The 14,543-nt window shown below is 64.7% G+C and carries 15 protein-coding genes and 1 pseudogene; 8 read left to right on the forward strand and 8 right to left on the reverse strand.

What is annotated here, in order from left to right; all coding sequences use genetic code 11:
- Positions 1 to 6 precede the first annotated feature (6 nt).
- From cysE to TSA1_RS25340, 7 genes are all read left to right on the forward strand, one after another.
- Positions 7 to 798: a serine O-acetyltransferase gene (cysE, locus tag TSA1_RS25310; RefSeq protein ID WP_100178699.1), complete on the forward strand. Its 792-nt coding sequence runs from the start codon at positions 7 to 9 to the stop codon at positions 796 to 798.
- Positions 791 to 1,120, forward strand: a complete 330-nt coding sequence (gene nifW, locus TSA1_RS25315) for a nitrogenase stabilizing/protective protein NifW (protein ID WP_100178700.1) — start codon at positions 791 to 793, stop codon at positions 1,118 to 1,120. Before cysE ends, nifW begins: the two co-directional genes overlap by 8 nt.
- Positions 1,121 to 1,314: 194 nt before the next feature.
- Positions 1,315 to 2,157 (forward strand): electron transfer flavoprotein subunit beta/FixA family protein, encoded by an 843-nt coding sequence (locus TSA1_RS25320; protein WP_100178701.1) that lies wholly within the window; start codon positions 1,315 to 1,317, stop codon positions 2,155 to 2,157.
- 19 nt (positions 2,158 to 2,176) lie between these two features.
- Positions 2,177 to 3,283, forward strand: a complete 1,107-nt coding sequence (locus tag TSA1_RS25325; RefSeq protein ID WP_100178702.1) for an electron transfer flavoprotein subunit alpha/FixB family protein — start codon at positions 2,177 to 2,179, stop codon at positions 3,281 to 3,283.
- 17 nt (positions 3,284 to 3,300) lie between these two features.
- A complete protein-coding gene (locus tag TSA1_RS25330) occupies positions 3,301 to 4,608 on the forward strand; it encodes an FAD-dependent oxidoreductase (protein ID WP_100178703.1) in 1,308 nt (435 codons plus the stop codon).
- A 37-nt stretch (positions 4,609 to 4,645) separates the two neighbouring features.
- A complete protein-coding gene (locus tag TSA1_RS25335) occupies positions 4,646 to 4,942 on the forward strand; it encodes a ferredoxin family protein (protein WP_100178704.1) in 297 nt (98 codons plus the stop codon).
- 125 nt (positions 4,943 to 5,067) lie between these two features.
- Complete coding sequence (locus TSA1_RS25340) at positions 5,068 to 5,274, forward strand: TOBE domain-containing protein (RefSeq protein WP_100178705.1); 207 nt, start codon at positions 5,068 to 5,070, stop codon at positions 5,272 to 5,274.
- On the opposite strand, the gene TSA1_RS41185 is transcribed toward TSA1_RS25340, so the two are convergent.
- The 4 genes and pseudogenes from TSA1_RS41185 to modA form a co-directional block, all read right to left on the reverse strand.
- A complete protein-coding gene (locus TSA1_RS41185; RefSeq protein WP_430649804.1) occupies positions 5,248 to 5,865 on the reverse strand; it encodes a DUF2478 domain-containing protein in 618 nt (205 codons plus the stop codon). The two genes, TSA1_RS25340 and TSA1_RS41185, sit on opposite strands and share 27 nt — an antisense overlap.
- A gap of 69 nt (positions 5,866 to 5,934) precedes the next feature.
- Positions 5,935 to 6,615 (reverse strand): annotated as a pseudogene (gene modC, locus TSA1_RS41190) (molybdenum ABC transporter ATP-binding protein); the annotation flags it as partial.
- The gene (gene modB / locus TSA1_RS25350; RefSeq protein ID WP_100178707.1) at positions 6,612 to 7,298 is read right to left on the reverse strand and encodes a molybdate ABC transporter permease subunit; all 687 of its coding nucleotides are present in this window, start codon (positions 7,296 to 7,298) and stop codon (positions 6,612 to 6,614) included. The pseudogene modC and the gene modB, both read right to left, overlap by 4 nt.
- 5 nt (positions 7,299 to 7,303) lie before the next feature.
- A complete protein-coding gene (gene modA / locus TSA1_RS25355; protein WP_100178708.1) occupies positions 7,304 to 8,056 on the reverse strand; it encodes a molybdate ABC transporter substrate-binding protein in 753 nt (250 codons plus the stop codon).
- A gap of 236 nt (positions 8,057 to 8,292) precedes the next feature.
- Here modA and modD point away from each other — a divergent pair, with 236 nt between their 5' ends.
- Positions 8,293 to 9,228, forward strand: a complete 936-nt coding sequence (gene modD, locus TSA1_RS25360; protein ID WP_100178709.1) for a ModD protein — start codon at positions 8,293 to 8,295, stop codon at positions 9,226 to 9,228.
- 271 nt (positions 9,229 to 9,499) lie between these two features.
- On the opposite strand, the gene TSA1_RS25365 is transcribed toward modD, so the two are convergent.
- The 4 genes from TSA1_RS25365 to TSA1_RS25380 all read right to left on the reverse strand — a co-directional run bounded on the left by TSA1_RS25365 (position 9,500) and on the right by TSA1_RS25380 (position 14,498).
- Entirely contained in the window at positions 9,500 to 10,315 is an 816-nt protein-coding gene (locus tag TSA1_RS25365; RefSeq protein ID WP_100178710.1) for an IclR family transcriptional regulator, read from the reverse strand.
- A gap of 114 nt (positions 10,316 to 10,429) precedes the next feature.
- Entirely contained in the window at positions 10,430 to 11,524 is a 1,095-nt protein-coding gene (locus tag TSA1_RS25370) for an extracellular solute-binding protein (RefSeq protein ID WP_100181333.1), read from the reverse strand.
- A 26-nt stretch (positions 11,525 to 11,550) separates the two neighbouring features.
- Positions 11,551 to 13,347, reverse strand: a complete 1,797-nt coding sequence (locus TSA1_RS25375; RefSeq protein WP_100178711.1) for an ABC transporter permease subunit — start codon at positions 13,345 to 13,347, stop codon at positions 11,551 to 11,553.
- Positions 13,344 to 14,498: an ABC transporter ATP-binding protein gene (locus tag TSA1_RS25380; RefSeq protein WP_100178712.1), complete on the reverse strand. Its 1,155-nt coding sequence runs from the start codon at positions 14,496 to 14,498 to the stop codon at positions 13,344 to 13,346. The genes TSA1_RS25375 and TSA1_RS25380 overlap by 4 nt, the downstream gene beginning before the upstream one ends.
- Between the last annotated feature and the right edge of the window lie 45 nt (positions 14,499 to 14,543).

Genomic DNA, 14,543 nt, shown 5'->3' on the forward strand with positions numbered 1-14,543 from the left:
GGTATCATGGCCTGTGTCGTCGACATTCCGCTCGTTGAGCCGTCGCCCCCCGGACCGGCTAAGCCGTCCTTGCTGAAGTTGATCCGAGAGGACATCGGCTGCGTGCGCCAGCGCGATCCCGCAGCGCGCAGCCAGCTCGAGACGCTGCTGACCTATCCCGGCATTCATGCCGTGATCTGGTACCGGATCGCCAACCGGTTTTGGACCGGCGGCTGGCGCTTCCCGGCCCGGCTGTTGTCCTGGTTCGGACGCTTTGCTAGCAATGTCGACATCCACCCCGGCGCGCGCATCGGCCGGCGTTTCTTCATCGACCACGGCGCGTGTGTCGTCATCGGCGAGACCGCCGAGATCGGCGACGACGTGACGCTCTATCACGGCGTCACGCTCGGCGGCACGTCGTGGTTCCCCGGCAAGCGCCATCCAACGCTGGAAGATCGCGTCGTGGTGGGGGCGGGCGCAAAAATCCTCGGGCCGATCACGGTCGGCGCCGGCTCGCGCGTCGGAGCCAATTCGGTCGTGATCGACAGCACCCCGCCAGATGTCACCGTTGTCGGCATTCCCGCGCGCGTCGTGCGCCCGCAACTCGGTCATCGCCGTGTCGTCGGCCGGATCGACCTCGATCATCATCTGATGCCAGACCCCGTCGGCGATGCCATTGCCGTGCTGCTCGACCGTGTCGAGTTTCTGGAGGCACGGCTCACCCATATGCAGAAGCGCGCCAGGGATGCCGGCGCCCCCGCGCCGCAGAGCACTGCGTGCATGGTACCGCAGAGCCCGATGGAGACCGATAATGGCTGATGGAATTCTCACCCAACTCAACAAGGCCTCGGCCGCCGAGGAGTTCTTCGCGCTGCTCGGCGTCGACTACGATCCGAAGATCGTCAACGTGGCACGGCTGCATATCCTGCGGCGCATGGGTCAGTACCTCGCCGGAGAGGATTTTACCGGAATAGCGGACGAAACCGTGGCGGAACGGTGCAAAACCGTGCTGGAGCGCGCCTATGCGGACTTCGTCGCCTCGACGCCGATCGACCAGCGCGTCTTCAAGGTCCTGAAGGACGCCGTCGCGCCGCGGCCGAAGCAGACGCCGACATTGGTGCAGATCGGCACGCTGAAGTGAAGCCGTGTTCTGTCGCATTTGCGACGCGTGTCGCAGCAGCGTTGTCGGCTCCACTGCCTAAGGCGGATGCAAGCGATACCGTCGCTCTTCTAAGTCGCTGCATCGACATCCGATTTTCATCGCTCGCGCAGTTGGTACGACACTTGCTGTTCCTGCTCTGAACCGAATTTTGAAGACGAGTCCTGGAGAAGCACATGCACATCGTCGTCTGCATCAAGCAAGTCCCGGACTCTGCGCAGATCCGCGTGCATCCCGTGACCAACACCATCATGCGCCAGGGGGTGCCGACCATCATCAATCCCTATGATCTGTTCGCACTCGAAGCCGCGCTCGAGCTGCGCGACCAGTTCGGCGGCGAGGTCACGGTGCTGACCATGGGGCCCCCCTCGGCCGAGGATTCGTTGCGCAAGGCGCTGACCTTCGGCGCCGACCGCGCCGTGCTGCTGACTGATCGATTCTTCGCCGGCGCCGATACGCTGGCCACCACCTATGCGCTGGCAACGGCGATCCGCAAGATCTCGACCGAGTTCGGTGCGCCCGATCTCGTCTTCACCGGCAAGCAGACCATTGACGGCGACACCGCGCAGGTCGGCCCCGGCATCGCCAAGCGGCTCGGCCTGTTGCAGCTGACCTATGTCGCCAAGATCAGCGCACTCGATCTGACGGCCCGGACCATCGACGCCGAGCGGCGTTCCGAGGGCGGCGTCCAGCTGTTGCGCACCAGGCTGCCGTGCCTCGTCACCATGCTGGAGGCGACCAACCAGATCCGGCGCGGCGCCATGGCGGACGCCCTGCGCGCCGCGCGCGCGCCGATCGTGAAATGGAGCGCTCAGGATGCCGGCGTCGAGGACATCTCGAAATGCGGTCTGCGCGGCTCACCCACCATCGTCAAGCGGGTCTTCGCGCCCGTGGCGCGCAGCGAGAAGGCGGAACTGATCGAGGGGGGCGAACAGCCGGCCGAGGCGCTGATCGACGCCATCCTCAAGCGCCAGCCGGCACTCGAAACCGAGCTCGCGGCGTTGGCGCGCGGCTATTGAGGCGAGAGGGAGCAAGCACATGGGCACCGCACCGAAAACCGCAGCTCCTGCCGCCGGCCGCGCCGCGACCAAGAAGGAGCTGCCGGAGCATTTCAAGGCATACAAGCATGTCTGGGTCTTTATCGAGCAGGAGCGTGGCCAGGTTCATCCCGTCTCCTGGGAGCTGATGGGCGCCGGCCGCAAGCTTGCCGACAAGCTCAAGGTCGACCTTGCGGCCGTCGTGATCGGACCCGAAGGCGAGGCGACACAGAGCGCGGCCGCGGAATCCTTCTGCTACGGCGCCGACCTCGTCTACATGGTCGCCGACCATCTGCTCGCCGACTACCGCAACGAATCCTACACCAAGGCGCTGACCGACGTTGTCAACACCTACAAGCCGGAGATCCTCCTGCTCGGCGCCACCACGCTCGGCCGCGACCTCGCGGGTTCGGTGGCGACGACGCTGCTCACCGGCCTCACGGCCGACTGCACCGAGCTCGATGTCGATGCCGACGGTTCGCTCGCCGCGACACGCCCGACCTTTGGCGGCTCGCTGCTCTGTACGATCTACACGCTGAACTACCGGCCGCAGATGGCCACGGTGCGCCCGCGCGTGATGCCGATGCCGGAGCGCGTCGTGCGTCCGGTCGGCCGCGTCGTCAACCATCCGCTCGGCCTCGTCGAGGACGACATCGTGACGAAAGTGCTGTCGTTCCTGCCTGATCGCGATTCCGCAAAATCCAATCTCGCTTATGCCGACGTCGTCGTCGCCGGCGGCCTGGGGCTTGGCTCGCCGGAAAATTTCCAGCTGGTACGCCAGCTCGCCACCGTCCTCGGCGCCGAATATGGCTGCTCGCGGCCGCTGGTGCAGAAGGGCTGGGTCACATCGGACCGGCAGATCGGCCAGACCGGCAAGACCATCCGGCCGAAGCTCTATATCGCCGCCGGCATTTCCGGCGCGATCCAGCATCGCGTCGGGGTCGAGGGCGCCGATCTCATCGTCGCCATCAATACTGACAGGAACGCGCCGATCTTCGATTTCGCCCATATGGGCATCGTCACCGACGCCATCCGGTTGCTTCCCGCCCTGACCGCGGCGTTCCGCGCCCGGCTGTCACCGCATTCGCGAGACCGGATCGCAAGCTAGAACAGGGAGAACCCGCCATGATCGAGGAGAAATTCGATGCCATCGTCGTCGGCGCCGGCATGGCCGGTAACGCGGCGGCGCTCACGCTGGCCCAGCGCGGGCTCAAGGTGCTCCAGCTCGAGCGCGGGGAATATTCCGGCTCGAAGAACGTGCAGGGCGCGATCCTCTATGCCGACATGCTGGAGAAGCTGATTCCCGATTTCCGCGAGGATGCGCCGCTGGAGCGGCATCTGGTCGAGCAGCGCTTCTGGATGATGGACGACCGGTCGCACACCGGTCTGCACTATCGTTCCGACGATTTCAACGAGGAGAAGCCGAACCGCTACACCATCATCCGCGCCCAGTTCGACAAATGGTTCTCGCAGAAGGTTCGCGAGGCCGGCGCCACCGTACTGTGCGAGACGACGGTGACCGAGCTAGCGCAGGACGCCTATGGCAAGGTGATCGGCGTGCGGACCGACCGCGCTGACGGCGAGATCCACGCCGACGTCGTGGTGCTGGCGGAAGGCGTCAACGGCCTGCTCGGCACCCGCGCTCACCTGCGCGAGCGGCCCAAGCCCGACAAGGTCGCGCTTGCCGTGAAGGAGATGCATTTCCTGCCGCGCGAGACCATCGAGGCCCGCTTCAACCTCAAAGGTGACGAAGGCGTGGTGATCGAAGCCGCCGGCACCATTTCCCGCGGCATGACCGGCATGGGCTTCATCTACGCCAACAAGGAGTGCATTTCGCTTGGTATCGGCTGCCTGGTCTCCGATTTCCAGCGCACCGGCGAGACGCCGTACGGCCTGCTCGACCGCTTCAAGCGGCACCCGTCGGTCGCGCCGCTGATCGAAGGCTCCGAGGTGAAGGAATATGCCGCGCATCTCATTCCCGAGGGCGGCTTCAAGGCGATCCCGCAGCTCTACGGCGAAGGCTGGGTCGTGGTCGGCGACGCCGCCCAGCTCAACAACGCCATCCATCGCGAAGGCTCGAACCTTGCGATGACGTCGGGCCGAATCGCGGCGGAGGCGATCTTCCAAGTCAAGTCGCGCAAGGATCCGATGACGGCGGACAACCTGTCGCTCTACAAGACCATGCTGGACCAGTCCTTCGTCATCAAGGATCTGAAGAAGTACAAGGACATGCCGGCGCTGATGCACACCCAGTCGCAGAGCTTCTTCCTGACCTATCCCGAACTCGTCTCCAGGGCGATGCAGAACTTCCTTCGCGTCGACGGCACGCCGAAGGTGGAGAAGGAGAAGACGACGTTCAGATCGTTCATCAAGGCGCGCTCATGGAGCGGGCTGTTCGGCGACGCTTTCCGCCTCGCGCGCGCTTGGCGATGAGACGAGGACATAGACTATCAACGACGGAGACCAAACCATGTCGATCGAGCCATCCGTGCGTGTCGAGGACAAGCTGTTCTACAATCGTTATCTGGTCGATGCCGGACGAGCCCACATCAAGGTGCGGCCGCACACCAAACCGTCGCCGGAGCTTCTCAGCATGCTGAAGGCCTGCCCGGCACGTTGCTACGAGCTCAACGACAAGGGACAGGTCGAGATCACTGTCGACGGCTGCATCGAGTGCGGCACCTGCCGCGTAATCTGCGAGGAGAGCGGCGACATCGAATGGAGCTATCCGCGCGGTGGCTACGGCGTGCTGTTCAAGTTCGGCTGACCCCTGCAGCGTCGACCATGTGCGAAACGGCGCCGGTCGGAAGTGCATGAATTCGCGAGACGGTGAGTTGAGCGCAACGCGCCTTGCGGCTAACATCGGCACTGCCGGAATGCAGGGAATAGAAAATGAAACTGAGTGCACGCAATATTCTTCCCGGAAAAGTCATCGCCGTCACCAAAGGCACGACGACGGCCCATGTGAAGATCGAGCTCGCGCCGGGCTTGGTCGTATTTTCCGCGATCACCAACGAGGCCGTGGACGACCTCGCCCTGAAGGTAGGCGACGCCGTCTCGGCCGTGATCAAGTCATCCGACGTGATGATCGGCAAGTAGCGCGGTAGATGCATCGGCGGGCAGGCGCGCCTCGCGCGCCCGCTTCATGCGCGACGACAGGTCGTGCCACCAGCCTTCGATCGCGCTCCGTTCGCACAGCAGGCTGGTGCCGATCCCGCCGGTAAAATCGTTCCAGGCGTCCAGGCATTTTTCCGGCACCGCCGTCAGCACCGGGATGCCGGCGGCGATCGCGTCGGCCAACTCGTCGCGCAGGCCTTCGCCGGCGGCCTCCTGCTTGGAGAACTTGTTGATCACGACGAGGTCGACATCCGCCGTGATCGCGCGGGCGACGGCTACCGCCGCTTCGGCCAGTCCCGCGGCGTCGAGCTTGCAGGCCATCGCGCCCGAGCCAAGCGGCTGGCAGATCGAGATCTCGCGGCCGGTCATGAGATCGATCGCCTGCATGCCGACCTGGCAGCCGGTGCCGTCCTTGACGTTGCGCTGGACGATACCGCCGATCCGCTCGCCCGATCGCGCCAGAGTTTCGGCGAAGTCGGCGAGCAAGGTGTCGACGTCGTCCTGGGTGCGGTAGAGGATTGCGGCGACGCGATTCGGGTCGATGTCGTGGAAGTCTTTGGGCATGGGGGGCATCCTCGTCGTTTTTCCTACGCTCTTCCGTCGTGTCGAGCAATCTCCGTGCCGACCAGTGCGTCCGGCCAGCGGTATTGGATGGAGGGTATGCAGCGGACCTTCGCCGACGACACGGCCTTGTTCCATCAGCACCAGATGATCGGCAAAGCGTTCGATCTCCGTCATGTCATGGCTGATATAGAATACCGGCAGCGACAGGCGGTCGTGCAGCCGCTCGAGGAAGGGCAAGATCTCGCTCTTGGTGGCGCGGTCGAGCGCCGCGAGCGGCTCGTCCATCAGCAGCAGTTTCGGCTGTGACAGCAGTGCGCGGCCGATTGCAACGCGCTGCCGTTCGCCGCCGGAGAGACGGTTCGGCGAACGGTCGAGCAGGGCGGCTAGGCCGAGCAGCTCTACGACCTCGTCAAAGCCGATCTGCGCCCCTGCGATCCTCGGCGCACCAAACAGCAGATTGCCGCGCACCGACAGATGCGGAAACAGGCTCGCTTCCTGGAACACATAGCCGATCGGTCGTCGATGCACCGGTCGGAACGAACGATGGTCCTGCCAGACGTCGCCGTCCACCGCGCAAAAACCGTCAGTCATATGCTGCAGGCCGGCAATGCAGCGCGCTACGCTGGTCTTGCCGCAGCCGGACGGACCGAAGATCGCGGTGACGCCGGTGGCGGGCACGCTGAGTTCGGCATCCAGCACGAAATTGCCGAGCCGGCCGCGGAAGCCGGCGTTGATGCGCCCGGGTTTGGACGTTCTCATGCCGCAGCCCTCGCGGCGCGCTTGTCGACCAGCGTCATGGTCAGGATCACGGCAAATGCGAAGATCACCATAAGGCCTGCGAGCATGCTCGCCTCGCGCCAGCGCGAGGTCTCGACATAGTCGAAGAGCGCAACCGACAGCACCTTGGTGCGGCCGGGAATGTTGCCGCCGATCATCAGCACCAGGCCAAACTCGCCGACAGTGTGCGCGAAGCCGAGCACGGCCCCGGTCAGGAAGCCGGGCCGCGCCAGCGGCACGGCGACGGTCCAGAACGTCCGCAAGGGCGAGGCGCGCAAGGTCGCGGCGACCTCGAGCGGCCGCTCGCCCATGGCAGTGAAGGCATTCCGGATCGGCTGCACCACGAAAGGCATCGAATACACCACCGAGCCGATGACCAGGCCTTCGAAGGTGAAGGCGAGCGTGCGCCCGCCCCACAATTGTGCGATCCATCCGCCGGGCCCGTCCGGACCGAGCAGCACCAGCAGATAGAAGCCGAGCACGGTCGGCGGCAGCACCAGCGGCAATGCGACCACGCTGGCGACGATCTCGGTCCACCAGCCCTGCGCGCGTGCCAGCCACCAGGCGAGCGGCGTGGCCAGCACCAGCAGGATCGTGGTCGAAATGGTCGCGAGCTCGATCGTGAGCAGCACCGACTGGCGGATCTCCGCTGACCAGACCTCCATGCGCGTCAGCTCTGTCCGTCCAGCGCGTAGCCGTATTTCTCGATGACGGCGCGCGCCTCGGGCCCCCTCAGGAAAGTGATGAACGCGGCGGCGGCCTCGTTGCCGGTGCCGGTCTTCAGCAGGACCGCATCCTGCCGGATCGGATTATAGAGCGCCTGCGGCACCACCCAACGCGAGCCGGCCTCGCTGCCGGTCAATTGCGACAGCGCGACGAAGCCGACCTCGGCATTGCCGGTCTCGACGAATTGATAGGCCTGGGTGATGGTCGCGCCCTGCACCAGCTTCGGCTTCAGCGTGTCATAGAGATTCAGCGACTTCATGGTTTCCACGGCGGCCAGGCCGTAAGGGGCCGCGGCCGGATTGCAGATCGAGAGTTTTGCGAAGGACGCAGCCTTCAACGTCGCTTCGCCGGTCACGATCCCCGGCGACTTGCTCCACAGTACGAGCTTGCCGATCGCATAGGTGGAGCGGCTGTCCGCGACCGCAAGGCCGTCCTCGACGAGCTTCTTCGGCCGCGAATCGTCGGCGGACAGGAAAACCTGGAATGGCGCGCCCTGCGTGATCTGCGTGTAGAACTGGCCGCTCGCGCCGAAGCTCAGCACCGCCTCGTGTCCTGTCTTCTGCTTGAAGATGGCGGCGATCTCCTTGGCGGCATCGGTGAAGTTGGCGGCGACGGCAACATTGGTCTGCGCGGCTTGTGCGGTGGTGGTTGCGAGCAGTAAGCCTGCGGCGACGGCGATCGTGCGAAACAGTTTCATGATGAACTCCAGCGGACGGTAACCGCCTCCGCGTCAGCCTGATCGTCGCGAGGCGGCGGCCATGAGGGCTCAGCAATCGGCGTGCCGGATGCGGCGACCGGAGTCTGGTGCGCGCCTTGCAGAAATCAGCGGCAAAAGCAGAACTTGCTGCCCCGTGTGGCAGCGGGACCGACGATCCCTGTCGGATTTGCGACAACCGCGTCGGCAAGCCGACACCAACGAAGGGAAAGCACGATATGGCAACCGTTGCATCGCGCGCCGAGCTCGAGCGTCTGCTGGAGGACGACGTGCCTTACGGCGATCTCACCACCGACGCGCTCGGGATCGGCGCGGCCAGGGGCGTCATGCAGTTTGCCGCGCGCGCGCCGATGGTGCTGGCGCTCGCCGAGGATGCCGCCGCGATCGTCGCGCTGGCCGGCTGCGAGGTCGAGCTGTTCGCGGCATCCGGTGCGACGCTGGAGCAGGGCGCGCCGATCCTGGAGGCGCGTGGTCCGGCCGCCAGCCTGCTGCGGAGCTGGAAGGTCGCGCAGACCCTGATCGAAATCTGGTCGGGTGTCGCCAGCGAGACCCGCGCCATTGTCGAGGCCGCGAGGGCAGTCGCCCCGCAGATTCCGGTTGCCTGCACGCGCAAGAACGTGCCGGGCACCAAGCGCTTTGCGGTTGCGGCGGTGAAGGCGGGCGGCGCCGTGATGCATCGGCTCGGCTTGTCCGAGACCGTGCTGGTGTTTCCCGAGCACCGCGCCTTTCTCGGCAAGCTGCCGCTGTTTCAGGCGGTCGAACGATTGCGACGGGCCGCGCCGGAGAAGAAGCTTGTGATCGAGGTGAAGACGGCCGACGCTGCACTTGCGGGGGCGGTTGCCGGTTTCGACGTGATCCAGGCGGAGAAGTTTTCACCGGCCGAGATCGCCGCGCTGGTCAAGCGCATGGCATCGATGGCCTATGCACGCGAACGCCCCGTGATCGCTGCCGCCGGCGGCGTCAATGCCGCGAATGCTGCAGCCTATGCAGAGGCCGGCGCAGACCTCCTGGTCACGTCGTCGCCCTATCTAGCTAAGCCGAAGGACGTGCAGGTGCGCATCATCGCCGCGGATGAGACTGGGATTCCTGACATGCGTTCGAACCGCTCTGCCCACACCGCGGGCAGATCGATCATTATTGGGAACGAAACTTAATTCTTGGCGTAGCTCAAACGGTGGGCAGGTGCTGTTCACCATGGGTGTCCATGGCCAGAACCTGTTCATCGATCGTGCCAATCATACTGTGATTGCCAAGTTCTCCTCGTGGTCGGACCGACGGACGGACGCGCCTTGTGGTTGACCCATCGCGCCGTCGCAGAGATCGGAAAATGTCTTTCATGGGTTTGAAGCGGGATGAGCCGGCTGTCATACACCGCGCCGCTGTCGGCTCTGCCGCGGCGTGCCGCCGACGTCGTGGCCGGCAAGATCAGGGGGCGCGTCGTGATTGATGTGAAGGCGCATGATCACCTCTCACGGCGGGGTACGCCGTCGGCCTGTTGGAATAGCCAAGGGCTGCGCCGATGGTTCGGGCTGCCTCCATCACGTGAACCGAATACTCCCTGATCTGCTTGCGCTTGATGCGCGTATCGGGCCCGGACATGCCGATCGCTCCAACGAGTTCGCCGGAGCGACCGAGGATCGCACAGGCGCAGGCCGCAATGCCCTCTCGCCACTCGCCGTGCAGCACGGAGGAGTAGCCTTGCGCGCGTGCCAACTCGATGTCCTCGCGCAACTCCTCGATCGTCGTTCGCGTCGTCTCCGTGTAGCGCCTGAGATGCGGTCGGAACCGTTCCAGGTAGTCATCAGGCACATGTGCGAGCATCGCCTTCCCTGTCGCCATGGTGAACGCTGGTGCGCGCATTCCCACGCTCGTATGGGCGCGGATATGGTGCGCGCTTTCGATCTTGTCGACATAGACGACGTCGGTATCTTCGAGCACGGAGAGGTGAATGGTTTCGCCGGTGATCTCTGCGAGCTTGGTCATTGCCGGCCGCGCGACGTTGATGAGATCCATGCGGTGGATGACATGGCTGCCGAGCGCCCAGATCTTGGTCGTGAGCTCGTAGGTGCTGTGCGGGGGGATCTGGCGCACATAGCCCTGGGACTGCAGGGTCGTCAGCAGCCGATGCACGTTGCTCTTGGTGAGCTTCAGCTCGCTCGCGAGGTCCGTGACCCCGCGGGGCTGCTCGCTCAGAGCAAGTGCTTCTAGGAGACGCAGTCCCTTGGTAAAAGCCTTGTCCATCCACCAGCCAAAATAGGATGATCTTTCACTCGATCTAGCATGGCCGCGCGATCGGCAATAGCCCGCGTTTGGGATCGGCCCCGATCCTCCTCGGATCGGGGCCGATCAGCCGGCCTATTGGGCCAGCAAGGCGTTGAGCTTCTCCTGCCCGTACTCTTCGTTGGTGGAGTTTCCGGCCGGCGAAGGCCCGCCCCAGTAATCCGGGCTCCACTCGATTGCCTTCGAGATGTTGTCCGGGTTGTTGGCCCAGTAGCGGGCGAGCTTCTTGTCGGTGGCGGCCTCGAACACGACCCGGGAGGGCAGGGCGACCGGGAAGGTCGACGTCAGCTGTGCCGCGCGCTTGGGCTCGAGCCGCCAGGACAGCAGTTTCAGCGCGTTGTCGTAGTTCGGTGCGCCCTTGGGGATCGAGAAGAAGTCGTAGTAGACGAAGCCCTGGTTGAAGGTCAGTTCGATCGGCGCGCCCTCCAGGGCGAGCTTGCTCATCGAGCCGGTGTAGGCCATGCACATGTCGGCCTCGCCGTCGAGCAGGAGTTGCGGCGGCTGTGCGGCCGTCGTCCACCATTTGGCGATGTGCGGCTTGATCTCCTTGACCTTCTTCAGCGCCCGCTCCATGTCGAGCGGGTAGAGCTTGCTCTTCTCGACGCCGTCGGCCATCAGCGCCGCTTCGAACACGAAACGCGGCCATGCCGGCATGCAGCGCCGGCCGGGGAATTTCTTCACGTCCCAGAAGTCGGCCCAGCTCGTCGGTACGTTTTCGCCCTTGTACTTGTCCTTGTTGTAGACGAGGCCGACGCCGATCACCTGCAGGGCCACGCCCTTCTTGCGCTTCAGATTGTCCGGCATCGCCGCCAGCGTCTGCTTCGCGCCGTCCGACAGCTTGGAATAGTCGATATCGGCCAGGCAGCAGTCGCCGAGCAGCTTCGTCTCCTGGTCAAAGATGAACGTCAGGTCCCATTGGGCCTTGCCGGCGTCGGCCTGAGCCTTGATGCGCGGGCCGCTACGGGCTTCCTGGACGGTGACGACCTTGATGCCGGTCTCCTTCTCGAACGGGTCGTACATGACCTTGCGCAATGCATCGCCATACCCGCCGCCCGGATCCTGCATGATCACGACGTTGCTCTGAGCCTGAGCCAGACCCGTTCCCATCGCGACGAACAGGGCCGAGGCCAGTACGGAAGCGGATAGCCGCCAGCGTTTCATTCCCAGCATCTTTTCTTTCCTCCAGTTGAAATCGATCATTGTGACGTCGCCTTCCGCGACGTCGCGAGAACGGGGCGTGCAAGGACGAGCCCGGCGATCACCAGCAGCACCTCCAGCGTCGAGACCACGGCCAGAACGGGGTTGAGCCGATAGTTGACGTCGCCCCACAGCATGAGCGGAAGCGTCTTCAGCTGCGCGCTCGACAGGAACAGCGTCAGCACCAGTTCGTCGAACGAATGCAGGAAGGCGAAGAACGTCGCTGCGGCGAGGCCCGGCATGATGGCCGGCAGCGTCACCAGGCGGAACACCGTCAATGACGACGCACCATGGACGGCGGCTGCCTGCTCGAGCCTGGTATCGACGCCCTGAAGCGAGGCGGACAGGATCACCACGACGATGGGAAGGCCGCCGATCGCATGCGCGGCGGCAAGGCCGAAGACGGAGCCGACGAGATCGAAACGCAGGAACAGGCTGTAGAGCGACAGGCCGAGCACGACCGGAGGAACGATGATCGGACTGACGAGAAGCAGCATGATGGCTGACTTGCCGCGAATGTTGCTCCTGACGATGCCGAGGGCCGCCGAGGCGCCCAGCGCGATCGCGATGGCGGCCGACATCGCCGCGACGACCAGGGATGTCCAGAACGCCCGCATCCAGTTCGAATCGGAGAAGAACTGCTCGTACCAGCGCAGCGAGAATCCCGGCGGCGGGAAGGTCAGATAGCTCGCGCTGCTGAAGGAGATGATCATCACCACAATGATTGGCAGGATGAGAACGGCAATGACCAGGCCGCCCATGAGGCGCACGGTCCAGGTCCCGCAGCTCGCCGGCAGGCGCCCGAACAGCCGCAGGAGCGGCCAGCCGATCGCATCGGCAACCGAGGCGCCGAAGCTGCGGCGGCCGGCATCGCCCGTGTGGCGGTCCGTGGCTCTCGGCGCGGCCTCCGTCAGCTTGCGGCCGCCCCAGATGAACTCGAAGCCGAGGAAACGTCCGGCCACCGCGACCACTGCCAGCGTGATCGTCAGCAGCACCACGCCCAAGGCTTGCAGGAATCCCTCGGACGTGACCGAGTCCGCCTGCTGGGTGATATGCATGGCAAACATCTGGTCGCCGGGTCCCCCGAGCAGGGTCGGTGTAATGAAGAAGCCGATCGCGGCGACGAAGACCAGCAGGAAGCCGGCGCCCATCCCGGGCAAGGTCAGCGGCAGCATCACGCGCCAGAACGCTGCAATGGGACCGGCGCCGCTGGCAAGCGCGGCGCGGGCCAGGCTTTGGTCGAGGCGCGCCACGCTGGAATAGATCGTCAGCACCATCAATGGCAGAAGCACCGCGGTCATGCCGAGAAGCACCGTGCCGCGATTGAACAGAAGCTGCACCGGTTCGCTCAAGATGCCGATCGAGACCAGCAGCTTGTTGATCGGCCCGTTGCGGCCGAGCAGGACCATCCAGGCGTAGGTCCGGATCAGGATGGCGATGAAATAGGGCAGCACGATCGCAGTCGCGATCAGGACCTGGGCAATGCCGCGACTGCGATGAATGAGCAGCGCGGTCGGATATCCGAACAGCAGGCACAGGCCTGCGACGGTCACCGAGATCTGCATCGTGCGGACGAGCGAATCCCAATAGAGCGGTATCGCGAACACCCGCGCGAAATACGACGACCACGATGGTCCGCTGACGCTGATGCGGATGAGATCGATCAGCGGGAGGAGATAGATGAAGGCCAGGAAGGCAAGCGCCGGCAGCAGCAGCAGCGCCGGATCCTTCAATCTCCTGACGAGATCAAGCCCCGCAGGACGGTGCGCCTGGACGCTGATCGATGCCGAGCTCATGCAAGCACCCAGCAATCCGCTGCACCCCAACTCACGTGCAGGCGATCCCCGACGGAGGGCAGTGGCCGGTCCGCCATGTCGGTGCACCTGATCAGGAGCGGCTCTCCGCCCTCCATGTGAGCTTCGATCCGCAAGATCTCGCCCAGGAAGATCGCAGACGTGACGCTGACGGGCGTGGAATTCGCAGTCGGCTCGTTCGACACGGCAATGCGCTCGGGGCGCACCAGCACGGTTGCGCGCCCGACGTCGATCGTGTCGCGGCTTTCGGCGTTGAACACGTATCCCGCGCGGTTCTTCATCGTCAGCGTCGATCCGCGCTTCTGCAGAATCTCGGCCTCGATCAGGTTGCTCTCGCCGATGAATGAGGCGACGAAGCGATCGGTGGGATGTCGATAGATGTCCAGGGGGCGGCCGATCTGGACGATCTTGCCTGCGTTGAGCACCGCGATGCGGTCGCTCATGGTCAGGGCTTCGCCCTGGTCATGGGTGACGAACAGGATCGTGCTGCCGATGGTCCGGTGCAGATCGCGAATCTCGATCTGGATCGACTCGCGCAACCGCCGGTCGAGGGCGCTGAGCGGTTCGTCCATCAACACGACCCTCGGCCTCCTGACGATGGCGCGGGCGATCGCGACGCGCTGTTGCTGCCCGCCCGACATCTGCGAGGGGGACTTCGTCGCATGCTCCGTCAGGCGCATGATCTCCAGCGTCTCGGCGACGCGTCGGTCCGTGGCTGCCCGGTCGACGCCCGCCATGCGAAGCGGAAACGCGACGTTCTGGCTCACCGTCATGTTGGGAAACAGTGCGTAGCTCTGGAAGACCATGCCGAAGCCGCGCTTGTGCGTGGGCACGTTGTGGACGGGCTTGCCGTCGACGAGGATCTCGCCGTTGTCGAGGCTCTGGAATCCGGCCACGAGGTTGAGCAGTGTGGTCTTGCCGCTGCCCGAAGGGCCGAGGAGCGTGATGAATTCACCCGGCTCGATGTCGATGCTGATCCGGTCGACGGCGTGAAAGCTGCCGTATCGCTTCACGGCGTCGCGGACGGCGATGCTCGATCCGATGGTGCCACGCTCGCGGGGGAGGCCGCTTGGCGACGTCCGAGCGCCTGCATCGCCGGAGCGCGTTGTGCGCAGAGCCGCGGGCTCACCCATTCTTCTCCTCCCATTTGTTCTATATTGTAGAACGTTATTCCAATT

Origin of the sequence: Bradyrhizobium nitroreducens, assembly GCF_002776695.1 — a bacterium.
Lineage (GTDB): Bacteria > Pseudomonadota > Alphaproteobacteria > Rhizobiales > Xanthobacteraceae > Bradyrhizobium > Bradyrhizobium nitroreducens.

Coding starts and splice junctions, on each gene's coding strand:
- modA (WP_100178708.1), bottom strand. CDS start 8,056: ATGAAACTGTTTCGCACGATCGCCGTCGCCGCAGGCTTACTGCTCGCA.
- TSA1_RS25340 (WP_100178705.1), top strand. CDS start 5,068: ATGAAACTGAGTGCACGCAATATTCTTCCCGGAAAAGTCATCGCCGTC.
- TSA1_RS25330 (WP_100178703.1), top strand. CDS start 3,301: ATGATCGAGGAGAAATTCGATGCCATCGTCGTCGGCGCCGGCATGGCC.
- TSA1_RS25325 (WP_100178702.1), top strand. CDS start 2,177: ATGGGCACCGCACCGAAAACCGCAGCTCCTGCCGCCGGCCGCGCCGCG.
- TSA1_RS25335 (WP_100178704.1), top strand. CDS start 4,646: ATGTCGATCGAGCCATCCGTGCGTGTCGAGGACAAGCTGTTCTACAAT.
- cysE (WP_100178699.1), top strand. CDS start 7: ATGGCCTGTGTCGTCGACATTCCGCTCGTTGAGCCGTCGCCCCCCGGA.
- TSA1_RS25380 (WP_100178712.1), bottom strand. CDS start 14,498: ATGGGTGAGCCCGCGGCTCTGCGCACAACGCGCTCCGGCGATGCAGGC.
- TSA1_RS25375 (WP_100178711.1), bottom strand. CDS start 13,347: ATGAGCTCGGCATCGATCAGCGTCCAGGCGCACCGTCCTGCGGGGCTT.
- TSA1_RS41185 (WP_430649804.1), bottom strand. CDS start 5,865: ATGCCCCCCATGCCCAAAGACTTCCACGACATCGACCCGAATCGCGTC.
- TSA1_RS25365 (WP_100178710.1), bottom strand. CDS start 10,315: ATGGACAAGGCTTTTACCAAGGGACTGCGTCTCCTAGAAGCACTTGCT.
- modD (WP_100178709.1), top strand. CDS start 8,293: ATGGCAACCGTTGCATCGCGCGCCGAGCTCGAGCGTCTGCTGGAGGAC.
- TSA1_RS25370 (WP_100181333.1), bottom strand. CDS start 11,524: ATGCTGGGAATGAAACGCTGGCGGCTATCCGCTTCCGTACTGGCCTCG.
- modB (WP_100178707.1), bottom strand. CDS start 7,298: ATGGAGGTCTGGTCAGCGGAGATCCGCCAGTCGGTGCTGCTCACGATC.
- nifW (WP_100178700.1), top strand. CDS start 791: ATGGCTGATGGAATTCTCACCCAACTCAACAAGGCCTCGGCCGCCGAG.
- TSA1_RS25320 (WP_100178701.1), top strand. CDS start 1,315: ATGCACATCGTCGTCTGCATCAAGCAAGTCCCGGACTCTGCGCAGATC.